Source organism: Micromonospora sp. NPDC048830 (assembly GCF_043198215.1).
Classification (GTDB): Bacteria; Actinomycetota; Actinomycetes; order Mycobacteriales; family Micromonosporaceae; genus Micromonospora.
This window is the reverse complement of the sequence record NZ_JBICUP010000005.1, coordinates 38,479-53,247: the sequence shown is the minus strand read 5'-3', so window position 1 is coordinate 53,247 and position 14,769 is coordinate 38,479. Positions and strand designations below refer to the sequence as shown.

Genomic DNA, 14,769 nt, shown 5'->3' with positions numbered 1-14,769 from the left:
CCCGGGCGCCTGACGGCCCGCTGGGGTAGTCCGCCGGCCCGGCCCGCGGCGCGCTCCGGGGTCACCTCGGCCGGGCGCGCGGCGCGCCCCGGGGCGGTGCCCCGAGGCGCGTCCGCGGCCGTCCGTCACGCGGTGCCCCCCGCCTTCTTGGCGGCCTGGCCCGGCCGCCCGCTGCCCTGGCCCGCCGCCTTGAGGGAGCGCCGGACCCCGTCGAGCAGCTCCACCCAACTGGCCTCGAACTTCTCCACGCCCTCCCGCTCCAGGGTGGCGATCACGTCGGACATGTCCACGCCGGCCGCTGCCAGGTCGGTGAAGACCTTGCGGGCGTCGTCGTACGCGCCGGTGACGGTGTCGGAACGGGTCTCGCCGTGGTCGGCGAAGGCGTGGATGACCGCCTCCGGCATGGTGTTGACCGTTCCGGGCGCGATCAGCTCCTCGACGTAGATGACGTCCCGGTAGTCCGGGTTCTTCGTCGAGGTGGACGCCCACAGCGGGCGCTGCGGGTGGGCCCCGGCGTCGGCCAGGGCCTGCCACCGGGCGGAGGAGAAGACCTCGCAGTAGCGCTCGTACGCCAGCCGGGCGTTGGCTACGGCGGCCTTGCCGCGCAGCGCCTTGGCCTCGTCCGAGCCGACCTTCTCCAGCCGCTTGTCCACCTCGGTGTCGACGCGGGAGACGAAGAACGACGCCACCGAGCCGATCTTCGACAGGTCGTGGCCGTTGGCCTTCGCCTGCTCCAGGCCGGCGAGGAAGGCGTCCATCACCTGCGAGTACCGGTCCAGCCCGAAGATCAGCGTGACGTTGACGCTGATCCCCTCGGCCAGGGTCGCGGTGATCGCCGGGAGCCCGGCCTCGGTGGCCGGGATCTTGATGAAGAGGTTCGGGCGATCGACCAGCCACCACAGCGCCTTGGCCTCGGCGACGGTCTTCGCCGTCTCGTGGGCCAGCCGCGGGTCCACCTCGATGGAGACCCGGCCGTCGACGCCGGCGGTGGCGTCGTACGCCGGGCGCATCACGTCGCAGGCCCACCGCACGTCGTACGTGGTGAGCATGCGCACCGCCTCCTCCACCTCCAGCCCCCGGGTGGCGAGGTCGCGCAGCTGCCAGTCGTACTCGGCGGCGTCGCCGAGCGCCTTGGCGAAGATCGTCGGGTTGGTGGTCACCCCGACCACGCGCTTCTCCCGGCGGAGCTGGTCCAGCCCGCCGGAGCTCAGCCGCGTCCGGGAAAGATCGTCGAGCCAGACCGCCACCCCGGCGGCGCTCAGCTCAGTCAGCCTGTCCGTCATGCCGTCCACGCTCCCCTCAGTTGCCGGTCGTGAAACCGGTGATCTCGCCCACCCGGGTCAGCGCCGCGTGCGCGGCGGCCACGATCCGGTCGGGGGTGAACCCGAACTGCTCGAAGAGCACGGTGTGCGGGGCGCTCGCGCCGTAGTGCTCCAGGCTGACGCTCTCGCCGGAGTCCCCGACGATGGCGCGCCAGGGCATGCCGATGCCCGCCTCCACGCTCACCCGTGCCTTTACCCCGCGCGGCAGCACCGACTCCCGGTAGGCCTCGTTCTGGGCGAAGAACCACTCCTGGCACGGCATCGACACCACCCGGGTGGGGGTGCCGTCGGCCTCCAGCCGCTCCCTGGCGGTGAGGCAGAGCTGCACCTCGGAGCCGGTGCCGACGAGGATCACCTGCGGCTGGCCGGTGGACGCCTCGGCCAGCACGTAGCCGCCCTTGGCGGTGCCCTCGGCGCCGGCCAGGGTCGAGCGGTCCAGCGTCGGCAGCGCCTGCCGGCTGAGCGCCAGCGCGGTCGGCCGGTCGGTGTGCTCCAGGGCCTGCCGCCACGCCCACACGGTCTCGTTGGCGTCGGCGGGGCGGACCACGTCCAGGCCGGGGATGGCCCGCAGCGCGGTCAGGTGCTCCACCGGCTGGTGCGTCGGGCCGTCCTCGCCGAGGCCGATCGAGTCGTGCGTCCAGACGTAGACCACCGGGAGCTTCATCAGCGCGGCGAGCCGCACCGAGGGGCGCATGTAGTCGCTGAAGACGAGGAACGTGCCGCCGTACGGGCGGGTACCGCCGTGCAGGGCGATGCCGTTGAGGATGGCGCCCATGGCGTGCTCGCGGATGCCGAAGTGCAGCGTGCGGCCGTACTCGTGGCCCGGGAACTCCTTGGTGGCCCAGGCGGCCGGGATGAAGGACGGCTCGCCCTTCATGGTGGTGTTGTTGCTCTCCGCCAGGTCGGCCGAGCCGCCCCACAGCTCGGGCAGCACCGGCGCGAGGGCCTCCAGCACCTTGCCGGACGCGGCCCGGGTGGCGATGCCCTTGGCGTCGGCCGGGAAGGTCGGCAGGGCGTCCGCCCAGCCCTGCGGCAGGGCCCGCGCGGCCATCCGGTCCCACAGCGTCTTGCGCTCCGGGTTCGCCTTCACCCAGTCCGCGTACGCCGCGTCCCACCCCTGCTGGGCCCGGGCGCCGCGCTGCAGCACCTGGCGGGCGTGGCCGAGGACCTCGTCCTCGACCTGGAAGGTCTGGGCCGGGTCGAAGCCGAGTAGCTGCTTGGTCGCGGCCACCTCCTCGGCGCCCAGCGCCGAGCCGTGGATCTTGCCCGTGTTCTTCTTGTTCGGCGCGGGCCAGCCGATGATGGTCCGCAGCGCGATGAAGGAGGGGCGGCCGGTCTCGGCCTTGGCCGCCAGCAGCGCCTGGTACAGCGCCTCGACGTCCTCGTGGTACTCGCCCTGGTCGGCGTCGCCGGCACGCCAGTCGACGGTCTGCACGTGCCACCCGTACGCCGCGTAGCGGGCCGCCACGTCCTCGCTCTTGGCGATGCGGGTGTCGTCCTCGATGGAGATCTCGTTGTCGTCGAAGATCAGCGTGAGGTTGCCCAGCTGCTGGTGGCCGGCGAGCGCGCTGGCCTCGTGGCTGATGCCCTCCTCGATGTCGCCGTCCGAGGCGATGCACCAGATGTCGTGGTCGAAGACCGAGGCGCCCGGCTCCGCCTCCGGGTCGAACAGGCCGCGCTCGCGGCGGGCCGCCATGGCCATGCCGACCGCGTTGCCGATGCCCTGGCCGAGCGGGCCGGTGGTGGTCTCCACGCCCGGGGTGTGGCCGTGCTCGGGGTGGCCCGGGGTCAGCGAGCCCCACTGCCGCAGCGCCTTCAGGTCCTCCAGCCCCAGCGGGTAGCCGGAGAGGAAGAGCTGGATGTAGAGGGTCAGGCTGGAGTGGCCGGCCGAGAGCACGAAGCGGTCCCGCCCGGGCCAGTTCGGGTCCGCCGGGTTGTGCCGCATCACGCGGTTGAACAGCAGGTACGCCGCGGGGGCGAGGCTCATCGCGGTGCCGGGGTGGCCGTTGCCGGATTTCTCCACGGCGTCCATGGCCAGCACGCGGACGAGGTCGACGGCCCGGCGGTCGAGGTCGGACCAGTTGAGTGCGGGTTGCTCGGGTCGGTTGGCAGCCACGATCGTTGTGCTCCTCGGCAGTTGGGCGGAACCCTCGGTAGTGACCCTATCGAGTGGTTCTAAACGCTCGCCCGGGGATCTACATGCTGGTCTGTGCCGGTCCGACCGGGTCGGACGATCCACCGGGGGTGTGACCGTCCGCACCGTTGTCGGGTCGCCCGGGCAGCGAAAACGACGACGCGTAGTCTGTGGGTCGGTGTGTGGGCCCGGACGGGGTCCGACCGACCCGACCTCCCCCTGTGGTCCGCCCGAAGGTGGACCGCGGCGACTCCGCCGACGCCGGAAGGTGGCAATCCGTGAGCATGATCACCGAGCGCCCCGTCAGCGACCCTGCCGGGCAGCCGGTGCGCACGGTGGCCGGGGCGCCGGCGGCGGCCCGGCGGGACGCCCGGGCGGTGGTCTCCGCGTACGTCGCCCTGACCAAGCCGCGCATCGTCGAGCTGCTGCTGGTCACCACCGTCCCGGCGATGATGCTCGCCGAGGGCGGGCTGCCGTCGCTGTGGCTGATGGCGGTGGTGCTGGTGGGCGGCTCGCTCGCCGCCGGCGCGGCCAGCGTCCTGAACTGCTACATCGACCGGGACATCGACCAGGTGATGCGGCGCACCAAGCGCCGCCCGCTGCCGACGCACTCGGTGTCGCCGCGCAACGCCCTGGTCTTCGGGCTGGTGCTGGCGGTCGTCTCGGTGGCCTTGATGGCCGCGTTCACCAACTGGCTGGCCGCCGGGCTGACCCTGGCCGCGATCGCCTACTACGACCTGGTCTACACGCTCTGGCTCAAGCGCACGACGCCGCAGAACACCTTCTGGGGCGGCGCGTGCGGCGCGGCCCCGGTGCTGATCGGCTGGGCGGCGGTCACCGGCTCGCTGGCCCCGGCCGCCTGGGCGCTGTTCGCGGTGGTGTTCTTCTGGCAGATGCCGCACTTCTACCCGCTGGCGATGAAGTACAAGGCCGACTACGCTCGGGCCGGCATCCCGATGCTGCCGGTCGTGGCCTCCGCCCGCCGGGTCAACGCCGAGATCATCCTGTTCGCCTGGCTGACCCTGCTGTCGTCGCTGGCCGTGTGGCCGCTGGGGATGAGCCCGCTCTACGGCGTCACCGCGCTGGTCGCCGGCGGGATCTTCGTGGCCGAGGCGCACAAGCTCTGCCGCCAGGTGGCCCGGGGCGGGGCGGTCCAGCCGATGCGGCTGTTCCACTGGTCGTACGTCTACCTGACGATCGTCTTCGCCGCCGTCGCGGTCGACGCCCTGATCTGACCCCGGACGGCAAGCCGGCCGGGGCCGCGTCGCGGGCGACTTGCGCCGACAAATCACCACCATGGATGACTTTTCCGTCCATGTCGCCCATCGGGCGTATTTCGGTATGAGTCTGGTCCGCTCAACTTGCAACGGATCGGACAACTTTTTGCCGACCATTTGCCCCCAAAAATCCGCATATAATCGGGCAAGTTACCTGTGGTCTTCCTTAAACGTGCAGGTAATCGGAATCACAATTCGTTCATGCTTCTCGCGCAGGACGGCCAAAGTCTGCTTAGGCTTCGCGTCATGGCAGATGGTTCCGATACGACGCTGACGGCTGAACAGACCGCCGGGCAGGCGCCCAACGGCCTGGTCGCGGGCATCAAGTCGTTCGCCGCCGGGCACGGCGGGGCGAAGGCGGTCATCGAGTACGTCGGCAAGCGTGGGGCGCGCATCGTCCTCGTGGGCGCGGACGGGGCGTGGGCGGACCAGTTCGCCGACGACACCGACGTCGCGCGGCAGGCCTGCGCCACGGCCGGAGTCGCCGTCGAGAACGCCTGGGAGCGGGAACTGATGGACCAGATGCGGCCGAGCAACGACCTCTGGCGGTCCATGGCCCGGCGCACGATGGCCCGTTGACATAGGTTGACCACCCACCACCAGTCGACCCGGGGGGAACCCCGGGTCGCTCTCGTCACGTGCACCGAGCTGCCCGACCTCGATCCGGACGACCGGCTGCTGCTCGCCCCGCTGGCCGGGCGGGGCGTCACCGTCTCCGCCGCCGCCTGGGACGATCCGGCCGCCGACTGGGCGGCCCACGACCTGGTCGTACTCCGCTCGCCCTGGGACTACGCGCCGCGCCGCGACGAGTTCGTGGCCTGGGCCGACACCGTGCCCCGGCTGGCGAACCCGGCCGACGTGGTGCGCTGGAACACCGACAAGCGCTACCTGGCCGAACTGTCCGCCGCCGGGGTGCCGACCGTCCCCACCGCCTGGGTGGCGCCGGGGGAGTCCTGGGAGCCCCCCGCGGCCGGCGAGTACGTCGTGAAGCCGGCGGTCAGCGCCGGCAGCCAGGACACCGGCCGGTACGACCTGGCCGATCCGGAGCACCGGTCACTGGCGGCGGCGCACCTGCGCCGGCTGTCGGACGCCGGCCGGCTCGCCATGGTCCAGCCGTACCTGTCGGCCGTCGACGCCGACGGCGAGACGGCGCTGCTGTTCCTCGCCGGCCCGCACGGGCTCCGGTTCAGCCACGCCATCCGCAAGGGGCCGATGCTGACCGGTCCCGACCTGGGCGTGGCAGGGCTCTACAAGCCCGAGGTGATCACGCCGCGCACGGCCACCCCGGAGCAGTTGGCCGTGGCGGAGCGGGTCCTCGCGGCGGTGCCCGGTGGACCGCGGCGCCTGCTGTACGCCCGGGTCGACCTCATCCCGGGCCCGGACGGCGGGCCGGTGCTGGTCGAGCTGGAGCTCACCGAGCCGAGCCTGTTTCTCGGGTACGCCGACGGCGCCCCCGACCGCCTGGCCGACGCCGTCCTCACCCACCTGCGCCTGGCCCCGCCGCTCGGTTGAGGGGGCAACTTCACGGAAGTTGTCCCCTCGTGCGCCGTTCGAGGCCACTACTTCACAGAAGTTGCGCGGATCTTGACGGGCGCGGCGCCCCGGAGGGGCGCGCAACCGGGCGCGGTGGGGTCAGGCGGCGGTGGGGATCGGGGCGGCCGGGGCGGCGTCCGGCGCGGTCGGGGTCGGGGTCGGGGTCGGGGTGACCGGGGTCGGGCGGCGTTCGCGGGTGGACCACTGGACCGCGAGGGTGGCCAGCAGCACCAGGCACGAGCCGAGCATGTGGGCGCCGACCAGCACCGCCGGCAGGTGGGTGAAGTACTGCACGAAGCCGATCACGCCCTGCCCCAGTTCGACCGCCACGAGCACGACCGCCGCCCGCTCGGCCCGCCGGGCGCCCACGGCGCGGAACGCGAAGATCAGCGCCACGGACAGCCCGATCAGCAGGAACACGCCGTCGGCGTGCACCTGCGAGATCGCCTCCGGGTCGAGCCCGTTGCGTGCCGCGCCCTGGTCGCCCGCGTGCGGGCCGCTGCCGGTGACCCAGGTGCCGATCACCAGCACCGCGGCGCTGACCACGGTGGTGAGCAGCGCCAGCGCCCGCAGCGGCGCCGGCACGGTGGGCACCGTCGGGCCGTCCGGCTCGCCGATGCGCCGCCAGAGCGCGTACGCCAGCCCGATAACGACCATCGAGGCGAGGAAGTGCAGCCCGACCACCCACGGGTTGAGGTTGGTCAGCACGGTGATCCCGCCGATGACCGCCTGCGCCGGGATGCCGAACAGCACGGCGACCGCGAGCGGCAGCAGCCCCCGTCGTCGGGGCCGGTGCAGGAGCACGCCCACCACGACGACCAGCGCGATGATCCCCACGGCGAAGGTGAGCAGCCGGTTGCCGAACTCGATCGCCCCGTGCACGCCCATCTCCTGGGTGGCGACGTACGAGGCGTCGGTGCACCGGGGCCAGGTCGGGCAGCCGAGGCCGGAGGCGGTCAGCCGGACGGCCCCGCCGGTGACCACGATGGCCACGTTGGCGATGATCGACGCGTACGCCAGCCGGCGCAGCAGGGCGGCGGAGACCGGGTGCCGGGCGGAGTGCTTCACGCGACAAATCCTACGCACCGTAGTGGAGCCCGATCGGGTGACTCCGGCGTACCGGTGGCTCGCGTCACCGGGGGTGGGATTGCGGGCCCGCCGCGAATTACGTAACGTTGCCGTTGTGAAAAACGCGGCGGCGCTCTCCGGGCGGCAGCCGGCCACCACGCCGGCCGTCGGCGACGGCTCGGGGTCGCGGCGCGGCGTCGGCGACGGCTCGGGGTCGCTGCGCGGCGTCGGACGCGCCGAGCTGGAGTTGTCGCAGGCCGCGTCCGCCGATCTTTCCACCCGGGACCGGGTCACCCAGCTGCTGCTGGAGCGCGGGGCGACCACCGCCGCCCAGCTCGGCGTGGCGCTCGGGCTCAGCCCGGCGGCGATCCGCCGGCACCTCGACGCGATGCTCGCCGACGGCGACGTGATCGCCCGCGAGCAGGCCGTACGGGGCGGCCGGGGGCGCGGCCGCCCGGCGAAGGTGTTCCTGCTGACCGACGCGGCCCGCGTGCGCTGCGGCACCCACCACTACGACAACATGGCCACCGCGGCGCTGCGCTGGATCGCCCGTAACGGTGGGCCCGAGGCCGTGGAGGCGTTCGCCGCCGAGCAGGTGGAGGCGCTGGAGGCCCGCTGCCGGGCCGCCATGGAGGACGCCGGCGAGGACCCCCTCGCGCGGGCCGAGGCGCTCGCCGGGGCGCTCACCGCCGAGGGCTACGCTGCCAACGCGTCGACGATCGCCTCCGGCGGCCAGCTCTGCCAGCACCACTGCCCGGTGGCGCACGTGGCCGCCGAGTTCCCCCAGCTGTGCGAGGCCGAGACCGGGGTCATCTCCCGGCTGGTCGGCACCCACGTGCAGCGCCTGGCCACCATCGCGCACGGCGACGGGGTCTGCACCACGCACATCCCGGCCCAGCCGGCACGTGTCCAGTCCGGTAACACCGTCACCACTGTGAGGACAGATAGATGACCGAGCAGATCGTCCAGCCCCTGACCCAGGATGAGCAGCTCGCCGCCCTCGGTCGCTACGAGTACGGCTGGGCAGACCCCGACGTCGCCGGGGCGTCCGCCCAGCGCGGCCTCAACGAGGCGGTGGTGCGGGACATCTCCGGCAAGAAGAACGAGCCGGCCTGGATGCTCGACCTGCGACTGAAGGGCCTGCGGCTGTTCGGCCGCAAGCCGATGCCGGCCTGGGGCGCCGACCTCACCGGGATCGACTTCGACAACATCAAGTACTTCGTCCGGTCCACCGAGAAGCAGGCCACCAGCTGGGAGGACCTGCCCGAGGACATCAAGAACACCTACGACAAGCTGGGCATCCCCGAGGCGGAGAAGCAGCGGCTGATCGCCGGTGTCGCGGCGCAGTACGAGTCCGAGGTCGTCTACCACAAGATCCGCGAGGACCTGGAGGAGCAGGGCGTCGTCTTCCTGGACACGGACACCGCGCTCAAGGAGCACGAGGACCTGTTCAAGGAGTACTTCGGCACGGTGATCCCGGTCGGCGACAACAAGTTCGCCGCGCTGAACACCTCCGTGTGGTCCGGCGGCTCGTTCATCTACGTGCCGAAGGGCGTGCACGTGGAGATCCCGCTGCAGGCGTACTTCCGGATCAACACCGAGAACATGGGCCAGTTCGAGCGGACGCTGATCATCGTCGACGAGGGCGCGTACGTGCACTACGTCGAGGGCTGCACCGCCCCGATCTACTCCTCGGACTCGCTGCACAGCGCCGTGGTGGAGATCATCGTGAAGAAGAACGCCCGGTGCCGCTACACGACCATCCAGAACTGGTCGAACAACGTCTACAACCTGGTCACCAAGCGCGCCGTCTGCCACGAGGGCGCGACCATGGAGTGGATCGACGGCAACATCGGCTCCAAGGTCACCATGAAGTACCCGGCGGTCTACATGACCGGCGAGCACGCCAAGGGCGAGGTGCTGTCGGTGGCCATGGCCGGCGAGGGCCAGCACCAGGACGCCGGGGCCAAGATGGTGCACGCGGCGCCGCACACCAGCAGCACCATCGTGTCGAAGTCGATCGCCCGGGGCGGCGGCCGCACCTCGTACCGCGGGCTCGTGCAGGTGCTGGAGGGCTCGTTCAGCAGCAGGAGCACCGTCAAGTGCGACGCGCTGCTGGTGGACACGATCTCCCGCTCCGACACCTACCCGTACGTCGACATCCGCGAGGACGACGTGGCGATGGGGCACGAGGCGACCGTCTCGAAGGTCAGCGAGGACCAGCTCTTCTACCTGATGAGCCGGGGCCTGAGCGAGGACGAGGCGATGGCGATGATCGTGCGCGGCTTCATCGAGCCGATCGCCAAGGAGCTTCCGATGGAGTACGCGCTGGAGCTCAACCGCTTGATCGAGCTCCAGATGGAGGGCGCGGTCGGCTGACGCCGCCCGCGAGCCCCGATCCATCGGGCCGGGCCGCACGGGCCCGACCGACCCTCCGATCAATGACACCGTCGTCGTAGAACAGACCAAGGAAGAGATGACTACCCAGGCTTCCGCGCCGCCCAGCACCAAGTCGCAGGCGCTCCGCTCGTACGACGTCGCCGACTTCCCGGCCCTCACGGGCCTGGAGGAGGAGTGGCGCTTCACCCCCCTCAAGCGCCTGCGCGGCCTGGTCGGTGGCGACGGCTCCAGGTCGCAGCGCGGCGCCGGACGCGCCGAGCTGGAGTTGCCGGAGGCGCAGGCCGCGACCGGCGCGGTCCGCCACGAGTACGGCGACCTGCCCGAGGGCGTCGCCGTCAGCCGGATCGGCAGGGACGATCCGCGGGTGGGCAGCGTGCTCACCCCGTTCGACCGGGTCAGCGCGCTGGCCCACGGCGGCGCGGCCGAGGCGCTGCTGGTCCAGGTCGCCGCGGACGCGGTGGTGGGCGAGCCGGCGCGCCTGCGGGTGGTCGGCGAGGGCGCCGACGCGCTCGCCTTCGGCCACACCTTCGTCGAGGTGGGCCGGTTCGCCGAGGTGACCCTGGTGGTGGAGCACACCGGCTCGGCCACGCTGGCCGACAACGTCGAGGTGGCGGTGGCCGACGGCGCGAAGCTGACCCTGGTCACCGTCGCCGACTGGGCCGACGACGCCGTCCAGGCGCAGCACCTCAAGGTGAGGCTGGGCCGCGACGCCAAGGTGGTCCACGTGCAGGTCACTCTCGGCGGCGACCTGGTCCGGCAGTACACCTCGGTGGAGTACACCGGCCGGGGCGGCGAGGCCGAGCTCTACGGCGTCTACTTCGCCGACGGCGGCCAGCACCTGGAGCACCGCCAGCTCGTCGACCACAACGTGCCGGACTGCCGCAGCTACGTCGGCTACCGGGGCGCGCTGCAGGGCGAGGACGCCCACACGGTCTGGGTGGGCGACGTGCTGATCCAGGCGGAGGCGACCGGCACCGACACGTACGAGATCAACCGGAACCTGCTGCTCACCGACGGCGCCCGGGCGGACTCCGTGCCGAACCTGGAGATCGAGACCGGCGAGATCGCCGGCGCCGGCCACGCCAGCGCGACCGGCCGCTTCGACGACGAGCAGCTGTTCTACCTGATGGCCCGGGGCATCCCGGAGGGCGAGGCCCGCCGCCTGGTGGTGCGCGGCTTCTTCGCCGAGCTGATCAACAAGATCCCGGTCGAGGAGCTGCGGGAGCGCCTCGGCGACGCGATCGAGGCCCGCCTCAGCAAGGCCGGCGCCTGATGATCAGGATCTGCGGGACCGAGGACGTGCCGAAGGGCACCGCGATCAGCGCCGACGTCGACGGCACCCGGATCGCCGTCGTGCACGGCGAGGACGACCAGTTCTACGCCGTGTACGACGAGTGCTCCCACGCCGCGGTCGCCCTCTCCGAGGGCGAGGTCGAGGGCTGCGCGCTGGAATGCTGGCTGCACGGATCCCGTTTCGACCTGCGTACGGGCGAGCCGACCGGGCTGCCCGCCACCGAACCCGTCCCCGTCTACCCCGTCGAAGTCCGCGACGGCGACATCTACGTCAGCCTCACGCCGAGCAATGGAGTGACCCGATAATGAGCACCCTGGAGATCCGCGACCTGAAGGTGTCGGTCAAGCTGCCCGAGGGTGAGCTCAAGCCGATCCTGGCCGGGGTCGACCTGACCGTGAGGTCCGGTGAGACCCACGCCATCATGGGCCCCAACGGCTCCGGCAAGTCCACCCTGGCGTACTCCATCGCCGGCCACCCGAAGTACGAGATCACCGGCGGCTCGGTGACCCTCGACGGCTCCGACGTGCTGGCCATGTCCGTCGACGAGCGGGCCCGCGCCGGCCTCTTCCTGGCCATGCAGTACCCGGTCGAGGTCCCTGGCGTCTCGGTGGCCAACTTCCTGCGTACCGCGAAGACGGCGATCGACGGCGAGGCGCCGAAGCTGCGCACCTGGGCCGGCGAGCTGCGCGGCGCGATGGAGAAGCTCCAGATGGACCCGGCGTTCGCCCAGCGCAACGTCAACGAGGGCTTCTCCGGCGGCGAGAAGAAGCGGCACGAGATCGTGCAGCTGGAGCTGCTCAAGCCGAAGGTGGCGATCCTCGACGAGACCGACTCCGGCCTCGACGTCGACGCGCTGCGCGTGGTCAGCGAGGGGGTCAACCGGGTCCGCGACACCGGCGACACCGGCCTGCTGCTGATCACCCACTACACCCGGATCCTGCGCTACATCAAGCCGGACTTCGTGCACGTCTTCGTCGCCGGCCGGATCGTCGAGGAGGGCGGCCCGGAGCTGGCCGAGAAGCTCGAGGACGAGGGCTACGAGCGGTACGTGGCCGGGGCCGGCTCGGCGCGGGTCTGAACTCCGATGACCTCCATCGCGATCCCGGCGGGCATGCCGCAGTACGACGACGTGCCCCGCTTCGACGTGGCCGCCGTACGCGCGGACTTCCCGATCCTCGACCGGGAGGTCAACGGGCACCGGCTGGTCTACCTCGACAGCGCCAACACCTCGCACAAGCCGCGGCAGGTGCTCGACGTCCTCGCCGAGCACTACGCCCGGCGCAACGCCAACGTGTCGCGCTCGGTGCACACGCTGGGCACCGAGGCGACCGAGGCGTACGAGGGGGCCCGGGCGAAGATCGCCGCGTTCGTCAACGCGCCGAGCGTGGACGAGGTGGTGTTCACCAAGAACTCCACCGAGGCGATCAACCTCGTCGCGTACGCGTTCTCCAACGCGTCGCTGCGGCCCGACGCCGACCCCCGGTTCCGCCTCGGCCCGGGGGACGAGGTGGTGATCTCCGAGATGGAGCACCACTCGAACATCGTCCCGTGGCAGCTGCTGTGCGAGCGTACCGGCGCGACCCTGCGCTGGTTCCCGGTCACCGACCACGGCCGGCTCGACGAGTCGGGGCTGGAGGACCTGGTCACCGAGCGGACGAAGATCGTCTCGCTGGTGCACACGTCGAACATCCTCGGCACGGTCAACGCCACCGCCCGGATCACCGAGCGGGTCCGCCAGGTGGGGGCGCTGCTGCTGCTCGACTGCTCGCAGTCGGTGCCGCACATGCCGGTGGACGTGGTCGACCTCGACGCCGACTTCATCGTCTTCACCGGGCACAAGATGTGCGGCCCGACCGGCATCGGCGTGCTGTGGGGCCGGGGCGAACTGCTCGCCGCGATGCCCCCGGTGCTCGGCGGCGGGTCGATGATCGAGACGGTGTCCATGGCGCGGTCCACGTTCGCCGCGCCGCCGGCCCGGTTCGAGGCGGGCACCCCGCCGATCGCCGAGGCGGTGGCGCTCGGGGCGGCCGTGGACTACCTCACCGGCCTGGGCATGCGGGCGGTGCAGTGGCACGAGAAGGAGCTGACGGCGTACGCGCTGGACGCCCTCGCCACCGTGCCCGGCCTGCGGATCTTCGGGCCGACCGTGCCGGTGGGCCGGGGCGGGACGATCTCGTTCGCGCTCGGCGACATCCACCCGCACGACGTGGGGCAGGTGCTGGACTCGCTCGGCGTGCAGGTCCGGGTGGGGCACCACTGCGCGAAGCCGGTGTGCACCCGGTTCGGCGTACCGGCCATGACGCGGGCGTCGTTCTACCTGTACACCACGACGGACGAGATCGACGCGTTGGTGTCCGGTCTCGAGCAGGTGCGGAAGGTGTTCGACTGATGCAGCTCGACCAGCTCTACCAGGAGATCATCCTGGACCACTACAAGCACCCGCACGGCCGTGGCCTGCGCGACGCCGAGGACCCGGCCGACCGGGTCGCCGAGGCGCACCACGTCAACCCGACCTGCGGGGACGAGGTGACCGTACGGGTCGCCACCGACGGCGACGTGCTGCACGACATCTCGTACGACGGCATGGGCTGCTCGATCAGCCAGGCGTCGGCGAGCGTGCTGCACGAGCTGCTGCGCGGCCGGGACGCGGGGGAGGCGTTCGCCGTGCACGAGGCGTTCGTCGAGTTGATGTCCGGCCGGGGCCAGGTCACACCGGACGAGGACGTGCTCGGGGACGGGGTGGCGTTCGCGGGTGTCGCCCGCTACCCGGCCCGGGTCAAGTGTGCGCTGCTGCCGTGGATGGCGTTCAAGGACGCCGCGGCACGCGCGGGGGTGGGCGCGAGCCCGGAGGTGAAGGCATGAGCGAGCGTCAGCGAGCGAATCATCGGCACAGCACCGGAACCGCTCATGCCGGCGCCGAGCGAAGCGAGGGGACGGCATGAGCGAGGACAGCACGACCACGCCGGAGGCGGGCGCCGTGGCGACCGACGGCACGGCGACGCCGGCCACCGAGGGTACGGAGACGCTGGCCGCCGACGGGGCCACCCCGGCCGGCGGCGGCAAGGCGGCGTTGGGCGACATCGAGGAGGCGATGAAGGACGTCGTCGACCCCGAGCTGGGCATCAACGTGGTCGACCTCGGCCTGGTGTACGGCGTCCACGTCGACGACGACAACGTCGCCACCCTGGACATGACGCTGACCTCGGCGGCCTGTCCGCTGACCGACGTCATCGAGGACCAGACCCGGCAGGCGCTGACCACCGGCCCCGGCGGGGGACTGGTCAACGACTTCCGGATCAACTGGGTCTGGCTGCCGCCGTGGGGCCCGGACAAGATCACCGATGAGGGTCGGGACCAGCTGCGCGCCCTCGGCTTCAACGTCTGACCCGGCCCCGCGCCGGATCTCCGTCGAGCGCGACGCCCCAGTGGGCGCCGCGCTCGACGCGTTCCCGCCCGTCGCCGCGGTCGTGGCCGCGGGCCGACAGCGGGTGACGTCCAGGGCCCTCGCCACCGCGCTGCTGTCCATCGCCATCATCGCCGCCCTCGCCGTCGGTACGCTGCTGGACGGCTGACCAATTGCGGTTTGGGTGCGGCCGGGTGGTGCCGTACGGTCGGGCGGTGACCAGCCGACCCGCTTCGTGGGTTGGTTTGGGTGCGGCCGGGTGGTGCCGTACGGTCGGGCGGTGACCAGCCGACCCGCTTCGTGGGTTGGTTTGGGTGCGGCCGGGTGGTGCCGTACGG

General features: G+C 71.9%; 15 protein-coding genes. 12 read left to right on the top strand and 3 right to left on the bottom strand.

Annotated features, from left to right (window positions below; translation table 11 throughout):
* Positions 1-125: 125 nt before the first annotated feature.
* Together tal and tkt are read right to left on the bottom strand one after the other, a co-directional pair.
* Positions 126-1,283 (bottom strand): transaldolase, encoded by a 1,158-nt coding sequence (gene tal, locus ACGFIZ_RS06785; RefSeq protein WP_393416560.1) that lies wholly within the window; start codon positions 1,281-1,283, stop codon positions 126-128.
* Positions 1,284-1,299: 16 nt separating this feature from the next.
* Positions 1,300-3,438: a transketolase gene (tkt, locus tag ACGFIZ_RS06780; protein WP_393416558.1), complete on the bottom strand. Its 2,139-nt coding sequence runs from the start codon at positions 3,436-3,438 to the stop codon at positions 1,300-1,302.
* Positions 3,439-3,734: 296 nt separating this feature from the next.
* Between tkt and ACGFIZ_RS06775 the strand changes: the two genes are divergently transcribed.
* From ACGFIZ_RS06775 to ACGFIZ_RS06765, 3 genes are all read left to right on the top strand, one after another.
* The gene (locus tag ACGFIZ_RS06775) at positions 3,735-4,691 is read left to right on the top strand and encodes a heme o synthase (protein WP_393416556.1); all 957 of its coding nucleotides are present in this window, start codon (positions 3,735-3,737) and stop codon (positions 4,689-4,691) included.
* Between the two features lie 288 nt (positions 4,692-4,979).
* Complete coding sequence (locus tag ACGFIZ_RS06770) at positions 4,980-5,312, top strand: hypothetical protein (protein ID WP_393416554.1); 333 nt, start codon at positions 4,980-4,982, stop codon at positions 5,310-5,312.
* Positions 5,313-5,318: 6 nt separating this feature from the next.
* Positions 5,319-6,245, top strand: a complete 927-nt coding sequence (locus ACGFIZ_RS06765; protein WP_393416552.1) for a RimK family alpha-L-glutamate ligase — start codon at positions 5,319-5,321, stop codon at positions 6,243-6,245.
* A 120-nt stretch (positions 6,246-6,365) separates the two neighbouring features.
* On the opposite strand, the gene ACGFIZ_RS06760 is transcribed toward ACGFIZ_RS06765, so the two are convergent.
* On the bottom strand, positions 6,366-7,352 hold the full coding sequence (locus ACGFIZ_RS06760; RefSeq protein ID WP_393416550.1) for a heme A synthase: 987 nt from the start codon (positions 7,350-7,352) through the stop codon (positions 6,366-6,368).
* 199 nt (positions 7,353-7,551) lie between these two features.
* Between ACGFIZ_RS06760 and ACGFIZ_RS06755 the strand changes: the two genes are divergently transcribed.
* The 9 genes from ACGFIZ_RS06755 (at position 7,552) to ACGFIZ_RS06715 (ending at position 14,600) form a co-directional block, all read left to right on the top strand.
* Positions 7,552-8,286 (top strand): helix-turn-helix transcriptional regulator, encoded by a 735-nt coding sequence (locus ACGFIZ_RS06755; RefSeq protein ID WP_393416851.1) that lies wholly within the window; start codon positions 7,552-7,554, stop codon positions 8,284-8,286.
* On the top strand, positions 8,283-9,713 hold the full coding sequence (gene sufB / locus ACGFIZ_RS06750; RefSeq protein ID WP_393416548.1) for a Fe-S cluster assembly protein SufB: 1,431 nt from the start codon (positions 8,283-8,285) through the stop codon (positions 9,711-9,713). Before ACGFIZ_RS06755 ends, sufB begins: the two co-directional genes overlap by 4 nt.
* Positions 9,714-9,810: 97 nt before the next feature.
* Positions 9,811-11,007, top strand: a complete 1,197-nt coding sequence (gene sufD / locus ACGFIZ_RS06745; protein WP_393416546.1) for a Fe-S cluster assembly protein SufD — start codon at positions 9,811-9,813, stop codon at positions 11,005-11,007.
* The gene (locus tag ACGFIZ_RS06740; RefSeq protein ID WP_393416544.1) at positions 11,007-11,333 is read left to right on the top strand and encodes a non-heme iron oxygenase ferredoxin subunit; all 327 of its coding nucleotides are present in this window, start codon (positions 11,007-11,009) and stop codon (positions 11,331-11,333) included. Before sufD ends, ACGFIZ_RS06740 begins: the two co-directional genes overlap by 1 nt.
* Positions 11,333-12,106, top strand: coding sequence for a Fe-S cluster assembly ATPase SufC (gene sufC / locus ACGFIZ_RS06735; protein WP_393416542.1), 774 nt, complete (start codon positions 11,333-11,335; stop codon positions 12,104-12,106). The genes ACGFIZ_RS06740 and sufC overlap by 1 nt, the downstream gene beginning before the upstream one ends.
* Before the next feature lie 6 nt (positions 12,107-12,112).
* Complete coding sequence (locus ACGFIZ_RS06730; protein ID WP_393416540.1) at positions 12,113-13,417, top strand: cysteine desulfurase; 1,305 nt, start codon at positions 12,113-12,115, stop codon at positions 13,415-13,417.
* Entirely contained in the window at positions 13,417-13,890 is a 474-nt protein-coding gene (gene sufU, locus ACGFIZ_RS06725) for a Fe-S cluster assembly sulfur transfer protein SufU (protein ID WP_393416538.1), read from the top strand. The genes ACGFIZ_RS06730 and sufU overlap by 1 nt, the downstream gene beginning before the upstream one ends.
* 76 nt (positions 13,891-13,966) lie before the next feature.
* Complete coding sequence (locus tag ACGFIZ_RS06720) at positions 13,967-14,413, top strand: metal-sulfur cluster assembly factor (protein ID WP_393416536.1); 447 nt, start codon at positions 13,967-13,969, stop codon at positions 14,411-14,413.
* A 40-nt stretch (positions 14,414-14,453) separates the two neighbouring features.
* Positions 14,454-14,600, top strand: coding sequence for a hypothetical protein (locus ACGFIZ_RS06715; RefSeq protein WP_393416534.1), 147 nt, complete (start codon positions 14,454-14,456; stop codon positions 14,598-14,600).
* Positions 14,601-14,769: the final 169 nt, after the last annotated feature.

What these genes read in the sequence shown, in the direction of transcription:
- ACGFIZ_RS06770 (WP_393416554.1), top strand. Translation starts at nt 4,980, where the DNA reads ATGGCAGATGGTTCCGATACGACGCTGACGGCTGAACAGACCGCCGGG.
- sufU (WP_393416538.1), top strand. Translation starts at nt 13,417, where the DNA reads ATGCAGCTCGACCAGCTCTACCAGGAGATCATCCTGGACCACTACAAG.
- sufD (WP_393416546.1), top strand. Translation starts at nt 9,811, where the DNA reads ATGACTACCCAGGCTTCCGCGCCGCCCAGCACCAAGTCGCAGGCGCTC.
- ACGFIZ_RS06720 (WP_393416536.1), top strand. Translation starts at nt 13,967, where the DNA reads ATGAGCGAGGACAGCACGACCACGCCGGAGGCGGGCGCCGTGGCGACC.
- ACGFIZ_RS06740 (WP_393416544.1), top strand. Translation starts at nt 11,007, where the DNA reads ATGATCAGGATCTGCGGGACCGAGGACGTGCCGAAGGGCACCGCGATC.
- tal (WP_393416560.1), bottom strand. Translation starts at nt 1,283, where the DNA reads ATGACGGACAGGCTGACTGAGCTGAGCGCCGCCGGGGTGGCGGTCTGG.
- ACGFIZ_RS06730 (WP_393416540.1), top strand. Translation starts at nt 12,113, where the DNA reads ATGACCTCCATCGCGATCCCGGCGGGCATGCCGCAGTACGACGACGTG.
- sufB (WP_393416548.1), top strand. Translation starts at nt 8,283, where the DNA reads ATGACCGAGCAGATCGTCCAGCCCCTGACCCAGGATGAGCAGCTCGCC.
- sufC (WP_393416542.1), top strand. Translation starts at nt 11,333, where the DNA reads ATGAGCACCCTGGAGATCCGCGACCTGAAGGTGTCGGTCAAGCTGCCC.